Annotated in this window: 7 protein-coding genes and 1 pseudogene; all 8 read right to left on the bottom strand. The window is 72.9% G+C overall.

Annotated elements, in window-relative coordinates:
* Positions 1 to 8 precede the first annotated feature (8 nt).
* The 8 genes and pseudogenes from ACFWTE_RS11890 to ccrA all read right to left on the bottom strand — a co-directional run bounded on the left by ACFWTE_RS11890 (position 9) and on the right by ccrA (position 19,144).
* Positions 9 to 3,377 (bottom strand): type I polyketide synthase, encoded by a 3,369-nt coding sequence (locus ACFWTE_RS11890; RefSeq protein ID WP_378779323.1) that lies wholly within the window; start codon positions 3,375 to 3,377, stop codon positions 9 to 11.
* Positions 3,364 to 11,469, bottom strand: a complete 8,106-nt coding sequence (locus ACFWTE_RS11885) for an SDR family NAD(P)-dependent oxidoreductase (RefSeq protein ID WP_378779322.1) — start codon at positions 11,467 to 11,469, stop codon at positions 3,364 to 3,366. The genes ACFWTE_RS11890 and ACFWTE_RS11885 overlap by 14 nt, the downstream gene beginning before the upstream one ends.
* Positions 11,470 to 11,874: 405 nt before the next feature.
* Positions 11,875 to 13,117 (bottom strand): annotated as a pseudogene (locus ACFWTE_RS11880) (styrene monooxygenase/indole monooxygenase family protein).
* Between the two features lie 60 nt (positions 13,118 to 13,177).
* A complete protein-coding gene (locus ACFWTE_RS11875) occupies positions 13,178 to 13,735 on the bottom strand; it encodes an ATP/GTP-binding protein (RefSeq protein ID WP_378779321.1) in 558 nt (185 codons plus the stop codon).
* 22 nt (positions 13,736 to 13,757) lie between these two features.
* Entirely contained in the window at positions 13,758 to 14,117 is a 360-nt protein-coding gene (locus ACFWTE_RS11870; protein WP_082768466.1) for a DUF742 domain-containing protein, read from the bottom strand.
* Between the two features lie 46 nt (positions 14,118 to 14,163).
* Positions 14,164 to 14,589: a roadblock/LC7 domain-containing protein gene (locus tag ACFWTE_RS11865; protein WP_378779320.1), complete on the bottom strand. Its 426-nt coding sequence runs from the start codon at positions 14,587 to 14,589 to the stop codon at positions 14,164 to 14,166.
* Positions 14,590 to 14,692: 103 nt separating this feature from the next.
* Complete coding sequence (locus ACFWTE_RS11860) at positions 14,693 to 17,290, bottom strand: ATP-binding protein (protein WP_378779319.1); 2,598 nt, start codon at positions 17,288 to 17,290, stop codon at positions 14,693 to 14,695.
* 609 nt (positions 17,291 to 17,899) lie between these two features.
* Entirely contained in the window at positions 17,900 to 19,144 is a 1,245-nt protein-coding gene (gene ccrA / locus ACFWTE_RS11855; protein ID WP_378779318.1) for a crotonyl-CoA carboxylase/reductase, read from the bottom strand.
* Positions 19,145 to 19,875 lie beyond the last annotated feature (731 nt).

Below are 19,875 nucleotides of genomic sequence, written 5' to 3'. Positions count from 1 at the left end.
CCGAAGGATCAGGAGATCCCGAACTCCTGGTCGATCAGGTCCAGGAGCTGGTCGTCGGTGGCACCGTCGATGTCGGCCCCGGCGTCGGTGCCGTCGAGACGGCGGAGCAGGCCGCGCAGGCGGTCACCGAGCTCCCTCCTGGTCCCGTCGTCCACCGCCGAGGCGGCCAGTGCGGTTTCGAGCCTCTCCAGTTCGTCCAGGACGGGAAGCGGGGGGAGGCCGGCGCCGGACGCCTGCGCGAGGCGGTCGGCCAGGTGGCGGCCGAGGGCGGGGGCGGTGGGGTGGTCCAGGACCACGGTGACGGGCAGGTCCAGGCCGGTCAGCTCGTTGAGCCGGTTGCGGAGCTGGACGGCGCCGAGCGACGTCCCGCCCGCGTCGAGGAAGCCCCGGCCGAGTTCGACCTCCTCCGGTCGCGTGTGGCCCAGGACGGCCGCTGTCTCCGCGCGGACCAGGGCGAGGACGGCGTCCTCGCGCTCGGCCGCGGAGAGCCCCGGGGGCAGCCGCCAGGTGCCGGGGTCGGCGGGCGCGTCGGCACCGTTCGGTGCGTGTGCCGCCGCTGCGGCGGGTGCGGCCTCTGCCGTGGTTCCCGCGGCGGGCGCGGACGAGCGCCAGTAGCGCTGCCGCTGGAAGGGGTAGGTGGGCAGGTCCACGACCCGGGCGCCCGCACCGAACACCGCCGCCCAGTCCACCTCGGCCCCGTACGCGTACGCCTGCGCCAGCGAGGCCAGGAACCGGTCGGCGCCGCCCTCGTCACGGCGCAGCGTGCCCAACACGACCACGTCAGCACGGCCCGCCGCCTCCGCCGTCTCCTGCACGGCGGTGCTCAGCACCGGATGCGGACCCGCCTCCACGAACAGGTCGTGCCCGTCCGCGAGCAGGTTCTCCGTGACCTTGCCGAACAGCACCGGCTCGGCCAGGTTGCGGTACCAGTACGCCGGGTCCAGTTCGCCCTCGGCCACGGGACGCCCGGTCAGGGTCGAGTAGAAGGGGATCTCGGGTCGGCGCGAGGCCACACCGGCCAACGACGAGGCCAGCGACTCCCGCAGCCGTTCGACGTGCGGGGTGTGGGAGGCGTAGTCGACCGCGATCTTGCGCGCCCGCACCCCCGACTCCTCGTACTCCTTGACCAGACGGACCACGGCCTCGGTCTCCCCGGCGATCACCGTCGAGGAGGGGCTGTTCACCACCGCCACGTGCAGGCGCCCGGCCCAGGCTTCCAGGTCCTCGCGGACACGGGCCTCCGGCAGGGCGACGGAGGCCATGGCGCCGGTCCCGGACAGTTCCAGGACGGCCCGGCTGCGCAGCGCCGCCACCTTCGCACCGTCCTCCAGGGACAGGGCTCCCGAGACGCACGCCGCCGCGACCTCCCCCTGGGAGTGGCCGACCACGGCGGCCGGACGCAGGCCGTGGGAGCGCCACAGCTCGGCCAGGGCGACCATGACCGCCCACAGGGCGGGCTGCACCACGTCCACCCTCTCCAGGGAGGGCGCCCCCTTCGCCCCGCGCAGCACCGCGGTCAACGACCAGTCCACGTAGGGGGCGAGCGCACGCTCGCACGCGGCGATGCGCTCCGCGAACACCGGCGAGGAGTCCAGCAGCTCCACCGCCATGCCCTCCCACTGGCCGCCCTGGCCGGGAAAGACCAGGACGGGCCTACGGTCGGGGACGGCCCGGCCGGTCACCACGGCGGGCGCCGGGCGCCCCTGGGCCAGCGCGCGCACCGCGTCGAGGAGGTCGGCGCGGTCGCCGCCCACCACCACGGCTCGGTGGTCGAAGGCCGAGCGGGTGGTCGCCAGCGACCAGCCCACGTCCACCGGGTCCAGTCCCGGGTCCGACGCGACACGGTCGCGCAACCGGGTGGCCTGGTCGGCCAGTGCCGCGCCGCTGCGCGCCGCCAGCGGCCAGAGCACGGGTCCGGGTCGCGCGGACCCTCCCTGTGCGTCCCCGGTGGACGGCACGGTGTCCCCCGTGCCGTGTTCCAGAACCTCGGCCCGTTCCTCCGGCGGTGCCTGCTCCAGGATGAGATGGGCGTTGGTGCCGCTCATCCCGAAGGAGGACACCGCGGCACGCCGGGGGTGCCCGGTCCGCGGCCACGGCCGCGCCTCGGTGAGCAGTTCCACGGCGCCGGAGGACCAGTCCACGTGCGGGGTGGGCTCCTCGGCGTGGAGCGTGCGGGGCAGTACGCCGTGGCGCAGGGCGAGCACGAGTTTGATGACCCCCGCGACCCCCGCGGCCGCCTGGGGGTGGCCGATGTTGGACTTGAGCGAACCCAGCCACAGGGGATGGTCGCCGGTCCGCTCCCGCCCGTAGGCGCAGATCAGCGCCTGCGCCTCGATGGGGTCGCCGAGCGCGGTCCCGGTGCCGTGCGCCTCCAGCAGGTCGACGTCGGCGGGGGTGAGCCGGGCGTCCGCCAGGGCCCGGGCGATGACCCGCTCCTGGGAGGGGCCGTTGGGCGCGGTGAGACCGTTGGAGGCGCCGTCCTGGTTGACCGCGCCGCCCCGGATCACCGCAAGTACGCGGCGCCCGTTGCGCCGGGCGTCGGACAGGCGCTCCAGGGCGACCATTCCGGCGCCCTCGGAGAAGCCCGCGCCGTCGGCCCCGGCTCCGAAGGCCTTGCAGCGGCCGTCGGGGGCCAGGCCCCTGAGATGGGTGAACTCGGTCAGGACGCCGGGGGTGGCCATCACCGTCGCCCCGCCGGCGAGTGCAAACGAGCACTCGGCGGCACGCAGCGCCCGCACGGCCAGATGCACGGCCACCAGGGAGGAGGAGCAGGCGGTGTCCACCGTGACCGCGGGGCCGGTCAGGCCCAGGACGTAGGACAGCCGGCCCGAGGCGACGCTGTTGGTGGTGCCGGTGATCGCGAACCCGTCACCGGGCGCCTCGGTCAGCCTGGGCCCGTACTCCTGCGCGATGGCGCCGACCCACACACCGGTGTCACCGCCGGCCAGGGACTCCGGGGGGATCCCGGCGTGCTCGACGGCCTCCCAGGCCACCTCCAGGAGGAGCCGCTGCTGGGGGTCCATCGCCTCGGCCTCCCGGGGGGAGATCCCGAAGAAGGCGGGGTCGAAGGCGGCCGGGTCATCGAGGAACGCGCCCTGCGCCATGGCCGACCCGCCCTCCCTCCCGTCCGCGCCCAGGAGCGCGTCGAGGTCCCACCCCCGGTTCGAGGGCAGGGGCCCCACGGCCTCGCCGCCGCGCTCCAGCAGGTCCCACAGATCCCCGGGCGTGTCGACCCCGCCGGGGAGACGGCAGCCCATACCGACGATCGCGATCGGCTCCGGCGCGCGGTCGATCTCCTCGCGCAGGCGCTCGTTCTTCTTGAGCGCGGAGCGCAGGGCCGCGACGAGCTTGGTGTTCTGATCGTTACTGGTAGCCATCAACCGTCTCCTGCTCTCCCTCGGACGCGGTGTCGTCCGCTGCCAGGGCGAGCCCCAGCAGGTCCTCCACGTCCATGTCGTCGATGTGGCTGGCCTCGGGGGCCTCTGCCCCTGTTCCGAGTTCCCCGACGCGGCCGGGTTCCGGCGCCGCCGGCTCGTCCGGGAACAGCCTCCCGGCGATGAGCCGGGCCAGTGCGCGGGGGGTGGGGTGGTCGAACACGGCGGTCGCGGGCAGGCGCAGGCCGGAGAGGGCCCCGAGCCGGTTGCGCAGTTCGACACCGGTCAGCGAGTCCAGTCCCAGCTCCCGGAAGGGGCGGTCCGCCGGCACGCCGGCGGACCCCTCCTGTTCCGTCCGTCCGAGCACGACGGCCGTGTGCGTGCGTACCTCGGCGAGCAGCACCCGCTCGCGCTCGGGGCCGCTCAGGTCCGCGAACCGGCCGGCTGCCAGGGGTGGCTGCCCTGCCCTCGCCGCGCCCTCGGCCGGGTCCGGCCGCTCGGCGAGTTCGCTCAGGACCGGCGGGACGGGGCCGTTCTCCAGGTCCAGGAGGGCGGGGACGACGGTCTCGTACCCCAGGTGGAGGGCACTGTCCATCGCGGCCAGCGCGCGGTCGGCGGGCATCGGCAGCAGGCCGTTCCGGCCGAGCGCGTCCAGGTCGCCGCCGTCCAGGTGTCCGGTCATCCCGCTGGCCTCGCCCCACAGCCCCCAGGCCAGGGATGTGGCGGGGAGCCCGCGTTCGCGCCGGTGGTGGGCCAGGGCGTCGCAGAAGACGTTGGCCGCCGCGTAGTTGGCCTGCCCGGGGCTGCCCAGGGTGCCCGTCACCGACGAGAAGAGGACGAACGCGCGCAGGTCCAGGTCGGCCGTGAGCTCGTGCAGGTTCCAGGAGGCGTCGACCTTGGGGCGCAGGACCTCCTCCAGCTGGTCGGGCCCGAGGGAGAGCACGGTGGCGTCGTCGAGGACGCCGGCGGTGTGGACGACAGCTCGCAGTGGGCGGTCCTCGGGTATGCCGTCGATCAGCCGGGCCAGGGAGGCGCGGTCGGCCGCGTCACAGGAGTGGACCTCCACACGCGCGCCGAGGGAGCGGAGCTCGTCGGTCCTGACGTCCTGCCCGTCGGCGGCGGCGCCGCTGCGGCTGGCCAGGATCAGGTCGTGCACGCCGTACCGGGTGACCAGGTGGCGGGCCACCTGGTGGCCGAGGGTGCCGGTGCCGCCGGTGACCAGGACGGTTCCCTCCCGGGGGAAGGGCGTCTGCGGGACGGTCAGGACGAGCGCGCCGGCGGACTCGCCGTCCCGCAGCGCACGCAGGGCGTCAGGGGCCTCGCGGATGTCGCGGACGGTGACCGGTGCCGGCCTCAGGACACCGGAGGCGAAGAGCTCCATGATCCGGCCGAGCATCTGCCCGACGCGTTCGGGCTCCACGTCGGCCAGACGGAAGGCGTGGTAGCCGCGGCCCGGATGCGCGGCGGCGACGTCCTCCCCGTCGCACGGTCCGGGTGCGCCCGCCGCCACGAACCGCCCGCCAGCCCCGGCGCCGCCCCCCGGCGCCCGCAGCAGACGGAGGGAGGCGTCCACCACGTCCCCCCCGGTCGGGTCCAGGACCACGTCCATCCCCTGGCCGCCGTTGGCGTCGCGCAGGGAGGGCCCGAAGTCGTGGGGGTCGGGGGAGGCCAGGCCCCCCTCCTCCAGTCCGGCCCCCTCCAGGAGGGGCCACGAGTCGCGGTCGGCCGTGGCGAACACCCTCGCGCCCATGTGACGGGCGACCTGGACGGCCGCCCTACCCGTCCCCGTGTCGGCCCCGTGGACGAGGACGGCCTCCCCGGGGCGAACGGCGGCCACATCGACCAGGGCGTGGTAGGCGGTCAGGTAGGCGATCGGCACGGCCGCGGCCCGCTCGAAGTCCCACGTGGCGGGCAGACGGGTGACGCTGCGCCGGTCGGCGACGGCCACGGGGCCGAACGCGCCGCCGAACACGCCCACCACGCGGTCACCGCGCCGCAGACCCGTGACGCCCGGCCCGGTCTCCAGGATCGTTCCGGCCCCCTGGAGCCCCATCGCGGGGCCGTCGTCGGCTCGGCCCGGAGCCGCCGCGACGTCGCGGTCGTCCACTCCGGCGGCACGGACCTCGACGCGCACCTCCCCCGGGGCGAGCGCCGCTCCGGCCTCGGGGGCCCGCACCAGCGCCAGGCCGTCGAGGGAACCGGGCCGGGGCGAGTCGAGCCGCCACAGGGGGGAGGGCGGGAGGAGCACGCCGTCGGCCGCGGCGGTGAGGCGCGGCACCAGGACCCGGCCGGCCCGGAGCGCCAGCTGGGGCTCACCCAGCCCCGCGACGGCGGCCAGGGCCCTGTGGGAGTCCTCCGAACCGTCGGAGTCCACGATCACCAGGCGGTCGGGGTGTTCACGCTGGGCCGAGCGCAGCAGACCCCACACCGGGGACGCGGCGAGGCCGCTGAGCCGGTCGTCGGGGTGGGCCACCACCGCGCGCCAGGTCAGCAGTACCAGGCGGGCGTGCTCCGTGCGCTCGTCCAACAGCCACGAGCGCACCGACTCCAGGGCCGAGCGCAGACCTTCGCGGACGGCGTCGGGGACGGAGCCGTGGTCGGCGTAGACGGCGCGGGCCGGCAGCTCCGCGTAGACCACGTCGGGAACCGGGCCGCCCTGGTCGAGGGACTCCAGGGAGGTGAGGCCGACGGGGATCTCCGGTCCCGGGAGCGGCGTGTCCACGGGCTTCCAGCTCAGCCGGTACAGGTCGGGTTCCTCCTGCGACGGTGGCAGGGCGTCCGTGTCGACGGGGCGCAGGACGAGTTCGTCGACGGTGAGGACGAGCGCGCCCTCCCCGTCGAAGGCGGTGAGCCGGTGGCGGTCCGACCCGAGCGGTTCCCAGCGCACCCTCAGCTCGGCCGGTGGTCCGGTCCGGTCCGCCAGCCGGACCCCGTTCCAGGCGAAGGGGACCAGGGGCACACCGCCCCGCTGGGAGCCGAACAGGAGCACCGCGTGCACGGAGGCGTCCAGCAGCGCCGGGTGCGGCCCCTCGAAGGTCCCGACAGGCCGACCGCTCAGGGACACCTGTGCCACGAGCGCTCCGTCCCGGTCGCGCCAGGCGCGGTTCAGCCCCCGAAACGCCGGACCGTAGTCGTAGCCGCGCCGCGCCAGGCGCTGGTAGTCGGCGTCTGCGTCGAACTCCAGCGCGGAGGCCTCGGCCGTCGGCCAGGCCGCGGGGGGTGCCGGCTCCGCGCCCCCGCCCGGGGTTCCGGCAGCCCGGGCCCCCGCCTCTCCGACGGGTTCGAGCAGGCCGGAGGCGTGCCGTGTCCACGCCCCGCCCGCCGACCCTCGCGAGTGGACGCTCACCTCGCGGCGTCCCGCCTTGTCGGGTCCGCCCACGGTCACCTGTACCGCCACCGCACCGGTGCGGTGCAGCACCATGGGCGACTCCAGGGTCAGGTCGGTGACGGCGGGGGCCCCGGTGCGCGCGCCGGCGTGCAGGGCGAGCTCGGCCAGGGCCGTGCCGGGCAGGATGGTGCGGCCCAACAGCCCGTGGTCGGCGGTCCAGGGGTGCTCGGCGACACCGACGGAGCCCGTGAACACGGTGGTGCCGTCGGCCAGCTCCAGCCCCTCGTCCCCGACGAGCGTGGTCGTGGCCGGGGCGGGGGCGGCGGTGGGCTGCGCCCAGTGCCGACGGCGTTGGAAGGGCAGGTCCGGCAGCCGGACGGGGGCGCCCTCGTCCGAGACCCCCTCCAGGACGAGGTGGGCGTTGGTTCCGCTGATCCCGAAGGAGGACACCGCCGCGCGCCGGGGTCGGCCGGTGTCCGGCCAGGGCTCGTTCTCGGTGAGCAGGCGCACGCCGCTGCCCTCCCAGTCCACCCGGGTGGTGGGGGCGTCGGCGTGGAGGGTGCGGGGCAGGCGCCCGTGCCGCAGGGCCTGCACGGTCTTGATCACCCCGGCGATCCCGGCGGCGGCCTGCGCGTGCCCGATGTTGGACTTCAGCGACCCCAGGCGCAGCGGCTCGGCGCTGGCGTCGCGGTCGCGGCCGTACACCGAGATGAGCGCCTTGGCCTCGATCGGGTCGCCGAGCCGGGTTCCGGTGCCGTGCGCCTCGACGGCGTCCACCTCGCCCGCCTCCAGGCCCGCCGTGGCCAGGGCCTGGCGGATGACGCTCTCCTGCGCCTTGCCGTTGGGGGCGGTGAGCCCGTTGCTGGCGCCGTCGGAGTTGACCGCGCTACCGCGGAGCAGGGCCAGGACGGGCCGTCCGGCCCGCCTGGCCCGGGAGGCGCGTTCCAAAAGGAGCATCCCGGTGCCCTCCGCCCACGCGGTTCCGTCGGCGTCGTCGGAGAAGGCCTTGCACCGCCCGTCGGAGGACAGGCCGCGCTGGGCCGAGAATTCCAGGAACATCCCGGGCGAGGACATCACGGTGACGCCTCCGGCCAGCGCCATCTCGCACTCGCCCCGGCGGACCGCCTCGGCCGCCTGGTGGAGGGCCACGAGGGAGGACGAGCAGGCGGTGTCGATGGTCAGGGCCGGGCCCCGCAGCCCGAGCACGTAGGCGATGCGCCCCGAGGCCACACTCATCGTCGAACCGGTGAGCCGGTACCCGGCGTCGCCCTCCCGTGCGGGGTCGGCCAGCCGGGGCCCGTAGTCGCCGGGCATCGCGCCGACGAACACGCCGACCTGCTCTTCGCGCAGGTCGTCGGTGGAGAGCCCGGCGCGCTGGATCGTCTCCCAGGAGGTCTCCAGGAGCAGCCGCTGCTGGGGGTCCATGGCCTCGGCCTCGCGCGGGGAGATCCCGAAGAAGTCGGCGTCGAACATGTCGGCGTCGTAGAGGAACCCGCCCCTGCGGGTGTAGGTGCGGCCGGGGGTCCCGGGTTCGGGGTCGTAGAGGGCGTCCAGGTCCCAGAACCGGTTGTCGGGGAAGTCGCCGACGGCGTCCACCCCCTCCTGGACCAGGCGCCACAGCTCTTCCGGCGAGGACGCACCGCCCGGCAGGCGGCAGGCCATGGCGGTGATGGCGATCGGGTCGTCCGTGGCGGCGGGGGCAGGGCCGGACCGGACGCGTAACGGCGCGGCCTGTGCGGGTCGCGGTGGCGGAGCGGATCCGTCGGGCCTCCCGGTCGCGGACTCCCCCGCCGTGGCGATCTCGTCGCTGCCCAGTTCGCCGGTGAGGAATGCGGCCAGGCCGGCCGGGGTGGGCACCTCGAACAGGAGGGTGTCGTCCAGCCGGACGCCGGTGGCCCTCTGCACCGCGTCGCGCAGTTCGAGCGTCATGACGGAGTCGAAGCCCAGGTCCCGGAACGCCCGGTGCTCGTCCCCCGCGTCGAGGGAGTCCCGGTCCAGGACGCGCGCGGTACGCGTGTAGACCAGTGCGGCGACCGGTTCCGTGCGCGGCGGTGCGGCCCCGTCCTCCTCCGCGCGGGAACGCTGCGTGGCCCAGCTCACCGAGCCCTCGTGGCGGAACCCGCCGGCGCCCTCGGGCCAGAAGGCCCTGCGCTGGAACTGGTAGGTGGGGAGGTCGGTCCGGCGCGCGCCGGTGCCCTCGAACAGCACGGGCCAGTCGATGTCCACCCCCGCGCTGAAGGCGCGGGCCGCGGCCGTGAGCAGTTGCGCCTCGTCACCCGCCCCGCGCCGCAGGGTCTTGAGCACGTGGCCGGAGACGCCCGCGCGTTCCAGGGAGCCGCGCACCCCGTGCGCCAGCACCGGGTGCGGACCGACCTCCAGGAAGACCCGGCGGCCGTCCGCCACGAGGGCGTCGACCGCGTCGGCGAACAGCACGGGGTTGCGCAGGCCCGCGTACCAGTACGCGGCGTCCATGGCGGTCCTGCCCAGTTCCGCGCCGGTGAGCGTGGAGTAGAGGGGGATCTTCGGGCGGCGCCAGCGCACCTTGCCCAGGTCCTGGGAGATGAGGTCGCGGATGTCCTCCACGTGGGAGGAGTGCGACGCGTAGTCCACGTCGACCAGGGCTCCGTGCGCACCGCGGTCCACGCAGCGCTCCACGGCCTCGCGCACCGATCCCGGGTCGCCCGACACGACCACCGAGGCGGGTCCGTTGACGGCCGCCACGTGCAGGTCGGGCAGGACGCGGGCCAGTTTCTCCGCGTCCGAGGGGGCGATGCCCAGCGAGGCCATGGCCCCGGTGCCGGAGAGCGCGGTGAGGGCACGGCTGCGCAGAGCCACGACCCTGGCCGCCTCGTCCAGGGTGAGCGCACCGGCCACGCACGCGGCCGCCAGTTCGCCCTGGGAGTGGCCGACCACCGCCGAGGGTCGTACGCCCACGGCCTCCCACACCCGGGCGAGGGAGACCATGACCGCCCACAGCACCGGTTGGACGACGTCCGCCCGGGCCTGGCCGCCGGTCAGCGGCGGGGCCTGCGGCTCTCCGCGCAGGACGGAGGTGAGTGCCCAGTCCACGTACGGGTCCAGTGCGCGTTCGCACTCCTCGACCCGGCGGGTGAACTCCGCGGCCATCGCCCCGTCGCCGTCGAGCAGGTCGCGCCCCATACCGAGCCACTGGCCGCCCTGGCCCGGGAAGACCAGGACCGGTCCGGGTCCGCCCACGACGGCGGCGCCCTCGGGGCGCACGGATTCCAGTTCCCTGGTCCCGTCCTCCCCCGACGCGAACACCACGGCGCGGTGCTCGAACACGTCCCTGGTCGTGGCCAGGGAGAGACCGACGTCCCGGGCCTGGACACCGGGCCGGGAGGACACGTAGGCGTGCAGCGCGGACGCCTGGGCGCGCAGGGCCTCGTCGGAGCGCCCCGACAGCACCCACGGCACGGGGTCGAGGGTGCGGCCGGACGTGCTCTCGGACGAGGGACGTTCGTTGAGGGGCACGGGCCCCAGGACCAGGTGGCAGTTGGTACCGCCCATGCCGAAGGAGGACACACCGGCCAACGGGGAGTGGCTGGGCCAGGGCTCCTTCCGGGTCTGCACGGACAGGCCCCACGCCTCCATGTCGATGGCGGGGTGGGGCTCGGCGAAGTTGAGGGCGGGCGGGATCTGCCGGTGGCCCAGGCTGAGGACGGCCTTGACCAGTCCCACGATGCCGGCCGCCCCTTCGAGGTGGCCCACGTTGGTCTTGGCCGAACCGACCCGCAGTGGCTCGTCCCGGCCCTGCGCGAAGACGTCCCCGAGGGCGGCCGCCTCCACCGGGTCGCCCGCCGGGGTACCTGTGCCGTGCAGTTCCACGTAGGCGACCTGGCCGGGGTCCTTTCCGGCGTCGGCGTAGGCGGCGCGGATGACGGACGCCTGCCCCTCGGCGGTCGGACGGGTCAGGTACCCGTCGCCACCGGAGTGGTTGACGGCGCTCCCGTGGATGAGGGCGTGGACGCGGTCCCCGTCGGCCAGGGCCCGGCTGAGGGGCTTGAGGACCACCACGGCGCCGCCCTCACCGCGGACGTAACCGTCGGCGCGGGAGTCGAAGGTGTGGCTGCGCGCGCTCGGGGAGAGCCCGCCGAAACGGGCGACCCCCTCGGTGCTCTCGGGCACCAGCACGAGGTTGACCCCGCCGGCGAGGGCGACGTCGGACTCGCCGCGCCGCAGGCTCGCCACCGCCAGGTGCACGCCGACGAGGGAGGAGGACTGCCCCGAGTCCACGGTCATGCTGGGTCCGCGCAGCCCGAGGAAGTGGGAGAGGCGGTTGGCGATCAGGCTGCGGTGGGTTCCGGTGAGCGTGTGGTGGGTGATCGCCTCGGGCCCGCCCCGGTCGTGGAGGAGCGCGTAGTCGGAGTTGATCGCTCCGACGAACAGGCCGACCCGGGTGTCCCTGAGGGTGCTGGGGGCCGTCCGGGCGTCCTCGATCGCCTCCCAGCCCAGTTCGAGCATGAGGCGCTGCTGGGGGTCCATCGCCAGGGCCTCGCGCGGCGAGATCCCGAAGAAGGAGGCGTCGAAGTACTCGGCGTCGTCGAGGTAGCCGCCCCAGTCGGGGCCGCGCTCGGGTGATCCCCCGCCGAGCCGCACGGGGGGTGGGGACACGGCCTCGCGTCCCTCGCTCAGGAGGCGCCAGAAGGCCTCGGGACCGCGGGCCCCGGGCAGTCGGCAGGACATCCCCACGACGGCGACGGGTTCCCAGGAACCAGGGGCCGGGGTTCCCGTTGGTCCAGCACTCACGATCGCTGCCTCCACTCTCGACTGCCCTGGCCCGCCTCCCCCGCCGAACGGAGGCGACGCCCGTGCATATGCACGGGAGCACGCGCCGTGACACGACTGGATTCAGGCGCTGGGGACGCCGAAACGCACTTCCCAGGAGTCACAAGAACTAACCCAAGAAACACCATTCGGGTCGAAACAGGAACTAACCTGAAGGAGAGTAACGTGCTCTCGCCAGCACTGACAATAGAGGCCCCGTTTCGGTCAGATGATTCGGCCCCATATACACCTGGTTAATGGCCAAGCAACGGACCAGGGTATCCCGGGGGCCGCGAACACGCCGCACCGCCCCTGGAACACGGGAGAGGCCCGGCCTCCCCGGGAAACCGGGAAGGCCGGGCCTCACACGCGGGCACCATGCGGAGTTCAGCCGTTGGCTTTGGCCACAACATCGGCGATGTACTGCTGGGACGCCTCCGGATCGAACAGCCACGTCTTGTAGTCGGACGGGCAGTCCCACCCCTGGATCCAGCGGTCGGCGATCTCCTGGTAGACGGACGCCGCACCCATCACGTTCATGATGTGCTCGGGCATCTCCTGCTCCACCATGCTGGACGCGAACTCCGCCCACATCTGGTTGTCCTGTCCGAATTTCCAGAACCGGTCAAAGGCCGCGACCAGGAATTTCTCGTCGAACTGCTGGTCCCCGTGCTCGATGATGCTGTCGAGGTAGGCCTCGGCGCACCGGGTGGAGTTGTTCCAGCTCTGGCCGACGAACGGGTCCATGGTCACGACGACGTCCGCCATGCCCAGGACCTTGCCGCCCGAGGGCAGCGTGCCCACCGGGTTGCGCACCTGCGGGGTCAGGTCCTCGACGAGGGTGCTGCGTCCGTCCACCAGGACGGCGTCCTTGGCCCTGTCGAAGAAGGGGGGTGCGTACTTGCGCATGAGGTCCTTCATGCGGCGCAGCTGCTCCTCCGGGCCCGGCGTCCATCGGGCCGCCCTTCTTGTCCACCAGGAACATGTTGTGGGCGGGGCCCTCCTGGGTGAGGATCGGGATGAAGAGGATGTTCCCGGCCTCCTCCGTCACGCCGGCCCAGCCGATGTTCTCCGACTCGCCCGGGTCGGGCCAGAGGTCGTAGACGTAGGCCTGGGCGAGGGCGCGTGGTCTGGCACCGCTGAACCGGCTGCTGTCGTGGTCGAAGAGCTGGCCCAGCTCTCCGTGGCCGACCGCGACGATGATGAGGTCGAACATCCTGGAGAAGTAGTCCAGGTCGGTGACCGTCACCCCGTGGATCACGACCTTGCCGCCGCGGTCCTCGAAGGACTCCAACCAGTCCGCCATCTTCACCCGACGGTCCACGGAGACGGCGTAGCCGTTGCCGGGATGCGTCTTGGCCGTCAGGGAGACGACGGGCTCGCCCTCCCTGTACACGGCCAGCCTCTGGTCGCGGATCTGCGGGGAGAGCGCGCTCCAGAAGTCGAGGTCGAACTTGCGCTCGTACTCCAGCGCGGTGGGGAAGGTGAACTGGGAAATGGAAGGTTGACCGGTCCTGATCTCCAGCGAGGACTGCCCCGTGATCACCGTGACGTCGTAGCCGTTGGTCAGGAGACCGTGAGCCAGGTGCAGGCCGGCGTGACCCGCGCCGACGATAAGGATCTTGCGCATGTTCGCTAACTTTCCTGGGGAATCTACGGGGCTGTGGGGAGGCCGTGGCCTCCCCACAGGTCAGGCGACGGGCTCGGTGGTGCGGTTGTGCTCCAGCGCGTACCGGAGAAGCGTCTTGAGCACGTCGCCCCCGGACAGGCGGTTGCGGGCGTCGAAGTCGATGATCGGTACCTCGGGGCTGACCTCCAGGGCCTCGCGGACCTGCTCCGAGGTGTAGTCGAGGTGGCCCTCGAACTTGTTCAACGCCACGATGTAGGGGATGCGCTTGTTCGTCTCGAAGTAGTCGACGGCGTCGAAGGAGTCCGCGAGCCTTCGGCAGTCGACCACGACGACGGCGCCCACGGCACCGCGGACGAGGTCGTCCCACATGAACCAGAACCGGGCCTGGCCCGGTGTTCCGAACATGTACATGACCAGCTCGTCGTCGATGGTGATGCGGCCGAAGTCCATCGCGACGGTGGTGGTCGTCTTGTCGGGGGTGGCCGAGGTGTCGTCGTGTCCGACGCTCGCCTCGGTCATGATCGCCTCTGTCGTGACCGGGGGAATCTCCGACACCGAGCGCACCAAGGTCGTCTTGCCGGCTCCGAAGCCACCGGCGATGACGATCTTGCTCGACATCTTCTTGCGATTCGACCGCTTGTCACTGGAAAAGTCGTTCGAGACCACGAAGAGCCCTCTCCAGAACCTGGTTTTCCGATGGACTGCTGCCGGTGATGGTCGGGTGGATGTACACCAGGTCCTGCTCGGCCAGGTCGCTGACCAGAACCTGCGTGACACCCAGGGGGATGTTCAACTCGGCCGACACCTCGGCGAGCGACCGGGTCTCCCGGCACAGCTTGTAGATGTTGATCGACTCCGGCATGAGGGTGCCAGGAGGTTCCTGCCCGGGCTCGGACGTCGAGACCAGGGTCTGCACCATCAGCGGATGCCGTGACCGCGTCCGCCCACCGGTGAAGGTGAACGGGCGGACACGGTTACTCCTTCGCCTGCGGAAGCTCATAGCCGCAGCAACCTCATTCCTGCCGAACCGTCACGGGTCACCCTCGTCAGTTCTGGATGACTTCGCGCAGCTGCGAGCGCAGCTGCGGGGTGAGAACGTGCGCCACGTTCTCGACAAGCTTGGCCATCTGGAAACCGACGAGCTTGAGTTCCGTGCCGGGAGCGGTGAGGACCGCCATGCAGGAACCGTCGCTGATGGCCATGATGAAGAGGTGGCCGTGGTTGAAGCGCACGAGCAGCTGCTCGCACTCGCCGCGCTGGAAGAGCTGGGCTCCACCGACGGCGAGGCTGTGCAGGCCGCTGGCGATGGCCGCGAGCTGCTCGGCGTGCTCCTCGGGGAAGTCACTGGAGTGGGTCAGCACCAGTCCGTCGGAGGAGACGACCACGGCGTGTTCGACGCCCCGCACGTCCCGGACGAACCGGTCGATGAGCCACGAGAAGTTCTCCACGCTTTCGTTCACGGATTCTGTCATCGCTGTGTGTTACCTGCCTCGGCCGAGTGTCGGGTTCGCTGTGTACGGGGGGTGTGCGTGCACACCGGGAGGAGCTCCCGTGGGCCCGCGGGAAGCAGTGGTGTCACTTGTCGTCGCCATCGAGCTCCTCGCCCTCCAGCGCGGCGCGCTCCCCTTCGAGGAAGTCGCCGAGCTCGTCGCGGATCTGCGCGGCCCGGGCCTCCCCCGTCAGCTTGGGCGGGGTGTCCTCGCGGCCCTTGGGCGCCTCCGGCACCGATCCGGGGCGCGGCATCCTCCGCAGGGGCGAACCGTGCGGGGTGGCGCTGCGCCGGGGCAGTCCGGCCGAGGTGACGGCCGGGCCGGAGCCCTCCCCGGAGGCGGGGACGGAGGACCCGTTCGCGCCGGTCCCCGGAATGGGCCGGTGGGGCACCGGGCCGGTGGGGGCGGCGGGGGCGGCGGGGGCCTTGACCATCGGGATGGTCGATGTGCGCGCCTGTCCGGGCGTGCGGGGGGTGGCCACGCGCAGCAGCTCCTTGGGGATGATCGCGTAGGCGCTCACCCCGCGGAAGGACCGGGATTCGAGTCTGGTCTCCAGCCCGTGCTTGAGCGCGATCCGGCTGGCGACGTAGAGACCCATGTGGCGGGGGACCTCGTCGTCGAGGACCGGCTGGCCCCCGAGGCGTGCGTTGAGCTCGGCCAACTGGTTCTCGGGAATGCCCACGCCCTCGTCCTCGACGACCACCATGAGTCGGCCGTCGTCCATCTCCTGGGCGCTGATCACGACCTGGGAGTGCTCGGGGGAGTTGGCGGTGGCGTTGTCCAGGAGTTCCGCGAGGAGGTGGCTGATGTCGTCGGCCGCCATACCGGTGATGGAGGTCTGCGGCAGCTTGCCCAGGCGGACCCTCGGGTAGTCCTTGATCTCGGAGGTGGCGGCGCGGGCCACGTCGAGCAGGGGCACGATCTCGTCGTGGGCGTCGGACTCCCCGCCGTCGTGTCCGGTGAGCACCAGGAGGTTCTCCCCGTTGCGCCGCATCCGGGTCGCGAAGTTGTCGATCTGGAAGAGCTTGTCGAGCAGGTCGGGGTCCTGGGCGTCGGTCTCCAGTTCCTCGACCATCTCCAGCAGCGCGTCCACGAGCGAGAGGTCGCGCATCGCCAGACCCGCGAGCGCCTCGTTGAGGAGGCTGCCCTTGGCACCGCGCAGGGCGGCGAGCTCCTCGACGAGCGCGGCCCGCTCGGGGAGGTCGCTGGGGGCCTCGGGCGCCGCCGGGACGGCGGGTGCGGCGGCCTCGGCAGGGGCGGCGGCGGGAGCCGCGGCCTCGACGGGGGCGGCCGGCACGGCCGGGGCCTCCGTGACGGCCTTGGGCTCCGGCTCCGCGGCCACGGCGGGAGCGGGCGCGGTCGCCTCCACGGCTTGGGCCCGGGTGGGCGTCCTGTCCTCCCGCACCTCCTCCGCTGTGGTGCGTCCGGCGTGCTCGGCCAGGAGCGCGCCGGCGGACTCGGCGGTGATCACCTGCGGCTGCTGACCGGCGGCGAGCACGATGACGTGCTGGACCGGCTGGCCGTAGGGGTTGTACTGCCCCGGGTAGAAGACCGGCTGGCCGTGGAGGACGTACCCGGGCGGCTGGAAGGGCACCGGGTAGGCGCTCTGGTAGGTGACCATCGGCTGCTGCGGCGGGTACGGCGCCGGGTAGGGCGGGTACTGCGGCGGCATCGGCTGGCCCTGCGGGGGCGCGTAGGCGCCGTACTGCGGGGGCGGCGGCAGGGGCGCGTAGGCGTCCTGCCGGTGCCCGGGGTACACGGGGGCCGGCGGCTGGGGCCGGTACGGGTCGGGCCCCGCGTAGCGCGGCTCGTAGGGGTGGCCGTACTGGCCGCCCCGGGGCGCCTCGCCCTGGAACTGGCCGTTCTGCGGGGCACCGCCCTGGTAGCGGCCGTCGCCCTGGTAGGCGGAGGCGTACTGGCCGTCGGGGTGCTGGGGGGCCTGCTGGGCGGGGGCCTGGCCGCGCTCGCCCGGGTACTGGCCCGCGCGCGGGGCGTCGCCGTACTGCGGCTCGGAGTGGCGCTCCTGGACGGGCTGCTCGGGTGCGGGGCCCGGCTGCTGGTAGGGGGACGGAGCGGAGGCGGCGGTGCGCTCGCGCTGCGGAGCCTGGTACCGCTCCGCCGCGGGTTCGGCCGCCCGCGCGGGCGGCTGCTGGGACTGGTCCGCCGGGCGCTGCCACGCGTCCTGGCCCTGCGACGCGCCCTTGGGCGCTCCGGTCCGGGGTTCGGGCCACCTGGTCTCGGAGCCGCTCGCCTCCCGGCGCCGGGGCTCGGAGGCCGGTGTGTGCGCCGCAGGGGCCTCGGGCCGCTCTGGGTGCTCTGGCGAGGAGGGGGTCTCGGTCATGGTGTCCGTCGTGGCGGGGATGTTCGGGCTGCGCGGTTCGGGCTCGTCGAGTCCGACACCGCGCCACTGCGTGACCGGGGTGGCGCCTGTGTCGACGTCGTCGACGCTGCTCACACGCCGGGCCGTGTAGGGGTTGGGAGCGCTCGCCCTGGAGGCCGGGCGGTATCCGTTCTCAGCGGACCCGGAGAAGGGCCCGGTGGTGGCGGTCTCTGTCACGGTCGGGAGGTTGGCGCCGGACTCCGTCTCCTTGGCTGCGGGAGCGGCACCGGCCGTGGGCCGGTCGCCTTCCCGGTCCGGCGTGCGGCCGTTGGTCTGCGAGTGCGGATGCACGGGATGATGCACGGGATTTCCTTGCTCGGTCTCCGGTGACGGCGGTTCCTGGGACCTGACCATCCTGGAGATGGCCCTGCGGAACCTTCCTTCTCGTTTGGCTCCTTGCCCGTCCTCCGTCGACATCATCGGCCCGTCCCCGCCGGAGCGGGGGTCGGAACTGTCTCGCGGCGACGGCGCCTCTGCCACAATCTCGTCTCCTCGAATCAGGTGGGCGGATCGGCGGTGGCCCCGCACCACCGCCCCTGACCTGGGAGATGGCTGCTTCGGGGGCCGAGAGGGGCACCCGTGGCAGCCGGATGTTCCCTGCACCGGAGGAACGCCGGAGCGGGGGCGGAGCACCCCCGTGCGCGCGGGGACCAGACGGGTACTGGCACCCAATCCGGCCGCAAGTATCCATGCCCCGCACAATTCCTGTACTTCCACCGAGAACCGTCGTTCGGTTCGTCAGACTAACAAAGGTCTTGCGGCTTGGCAGACGAATCGGCGAAGCATCGGAAAAGCGCACGGACAGACACTCCTGACGTGCGAGAACGCCGCACATCGTACACGAGATCACCATTGTGAAGCTTGTTGGCATTTGCCCGCTTTTGCCCCCCGCCAGGGCCCACCCGGACCGCTCTAGGCGTCCACCCCGGTCTGCCCGCGAACAGCGTTGACCAGCACGGACATGTTGCCCGGTGGCTGGGCGTTGTCCCGCACCCACTGGTGGGCCTCACCGATCTCGTCGAACTCCACGATCTTCGTCACACACGGGTCGAGCTGGCCGTTGGCCACCAGATCGATCACCATCCGGCACTGCGCCGGGGAGGCGAAGTGCGACCCCTGGAGCCGCTTGAGCCGCATCCACAGGAAGCGGAGGTCGACGTCGGCCTGGAAGCCCGAGGTCGCGCCGCAGATCACCACCATCCCCGAGCTGTCGCACAGGTAGAGGGAGGTCGGCAGGGTGTCGGCGCCGGTGTGTTCGAAGACGATACGGGGTGAGCGCCGTTCGCCCAACTCCTCCCAGAACCGCTTGCCGAAGGAGCGTACTCCCCTCATCCAGGCGGAGTACGCCTGGGTGTCCGACTCGTCCGGCACCCGCCCCCAGTGGTCGAAGTCGGTGCGCAGGATCGTGCCGACCGCCCCCAGCTCGCGGCACAGTTCGGCCTTGGCCTCGGTCGAGACCACCGCGACGGGCCTGCCCCCCGCCTGGCGGGCCAGCTGGATGGCCGAGGTCCCCAGCCCTCCGGCGCCGCCCCAGATCAGCACCGGGTCCCCGGGGCGCACCACGTTGGGGTCCCAGCCGAAGAGCTGGCGGTAGGACGTGGCCGCGCTCACGAGGAAGCCGCCCGCCACGTCCCAGGGCAGGTTGTCGGGCTTGCGGTGGCACTGGACGTCGCGCACGAGCGTGAACTGTCCGAAGGAGCCGAAGTTCTTCTCGTACCCCCACACCCGCATGCTCTGTGAGGCGACGGGGTCCCGCCCCATCCGGATGTCGTCGGCGCTCTCGTCCCACTGGCCCGAGGCGATGATGACGTGGTCGCCGACCTCGACGCCGCGCGCTCCCTCCCCCACGGCCCAGACGATGCCCGCGCCGTCGGAACCTCCGATGTGGTACTCCTCGGTCTCCCCGGCCTTCTCCCGCATCGAGATGACGTCGACGGGGTGGCCCTTGGCCGCCCAGACGTTGTTGTAGTTGACGCCCGCGGACATCGTGTAGACGAGGACGTGCCCGGGTTCGAGTGCGGGCACCGGCACGACCTCCCTCGCGAAGGCGTCACGGGGCTCCCCGTAGCGCTCCCGGCGCAGGGTGAAGGCGTGCATGCGCGCGGGCACGTGGCCCGCGGGGGGAAGCTCACCGAGGTCGTACAGGTCCTTGTACATGACCGGTTCCTTTCGACAGTCAGGGTGTTGAGGGCTGGGGTCAGGGGCGCGCGGGCACCGGCTCACGCGGGGAGACGGGCCCAGTGTTTCGGACGGACCCCGGGGCGGCACGGGGAGGAAGGGGCCCCGACGGGGGCGGGCCGCCGTCCCGCGCCTCGGCACGCGCGGATGCGGGGGGTTCGGCACCGGCAGGTGCACACGCGCCTTCCTGTTCACGGCAGGAAGACCGGAAAATGTTGCGGGGACCGACCGAATCCCGGTCGACAACGGCGCGGACACGTCTTCCCCGGTGTGCGGCGAGCGTGCTCGGCACAACTCCGCGCGCTGGGGCCCGGGGCGGAGGAGCGGGGGTCATGGCTCTCCTGTCAGTTCGTCGTCTTCCTGCCGCGTGCCGCCCCGGGGTCTCCCGAGGCCAGCTCTGAGCTGGGAATTCGATACCGTTCCGGCCGGTTCGGGGCGCAGAGGGAAATCGTGCGGAAACAGTGGGGGCGACGTGTTCCGCACGAACTCCACTCTCCGGAGAAGGAGGGGGAATCCCCCACCGAAGACGGTTTCGTATGCAAAGGGACGGTTTGTCACGACCGTCCTCTTGACGCACAGGAGACTACCTTCTCAAGGCACACATGTGCATAAACGGACAGCATTCCAACGAAAGGAGAGGCCGGAGACGCGGGGGGCGGGGACGGGCCCCTGCCCGCCCCCCGGCCCCCGCCCCTACTCGACCGGCGCCA

Source organism: Nocardiopsis sp. NPDC058631 (genome assembly GCF_042716955.1).
Lineage (GTDB): Bacteria > Actinomycetota > Actinomycetes > Streptosporangiales > Streptosporangiaceae > Nocardiopsis.
Note: the sequence above shows the minus strand (reverse complement) of the source record. Positions and strands in the feature narration are given on the sequence as shown.

What these genes read in the sequence shown, in the direction of transcription:
- ccrA (WP_378779318.1), bottom strand. Translation starts at nt 19,144, where the DNA reads ATGTACAAGGACCTGTACGACCTCGGTGAGCTTCCCCCCGCGGGCCAC.
- ACFWTE_RS11890 (WP_378779323.1), bottom strand. Translation starts at nt 3,377, where the DNA reads ATGGCTACCAGTAACGATCAGAACACCAAGCTCGTCGCGGCCCTGCGC.
- ACFWTE_RS11870 (WP_082768466.1), bottom strand. Translation starts at nt 14,117, where the DNA reads ATGAGCTTCCGCAGGCGAAGGAGTAACCGTGTCCGCCCGTTCACCTTC.
- ACFWTE_RS11875 (WP_378779321.1), bottom strand. Translation starts at nt 13,735, where the DNA reads ATGTCGAGCAAGATCGTCATCGCCGGTGGCTTCGGAGCCGGCAAGACG.
- ACFWTE_RS11865 (WP_378779320.1), bottom strand. Translation starts at nt 14,589, where the DNA reads ATGACAGAATCCGTGAACGAAAGCGTGGAGAACTTCTCGTGGCTCATC.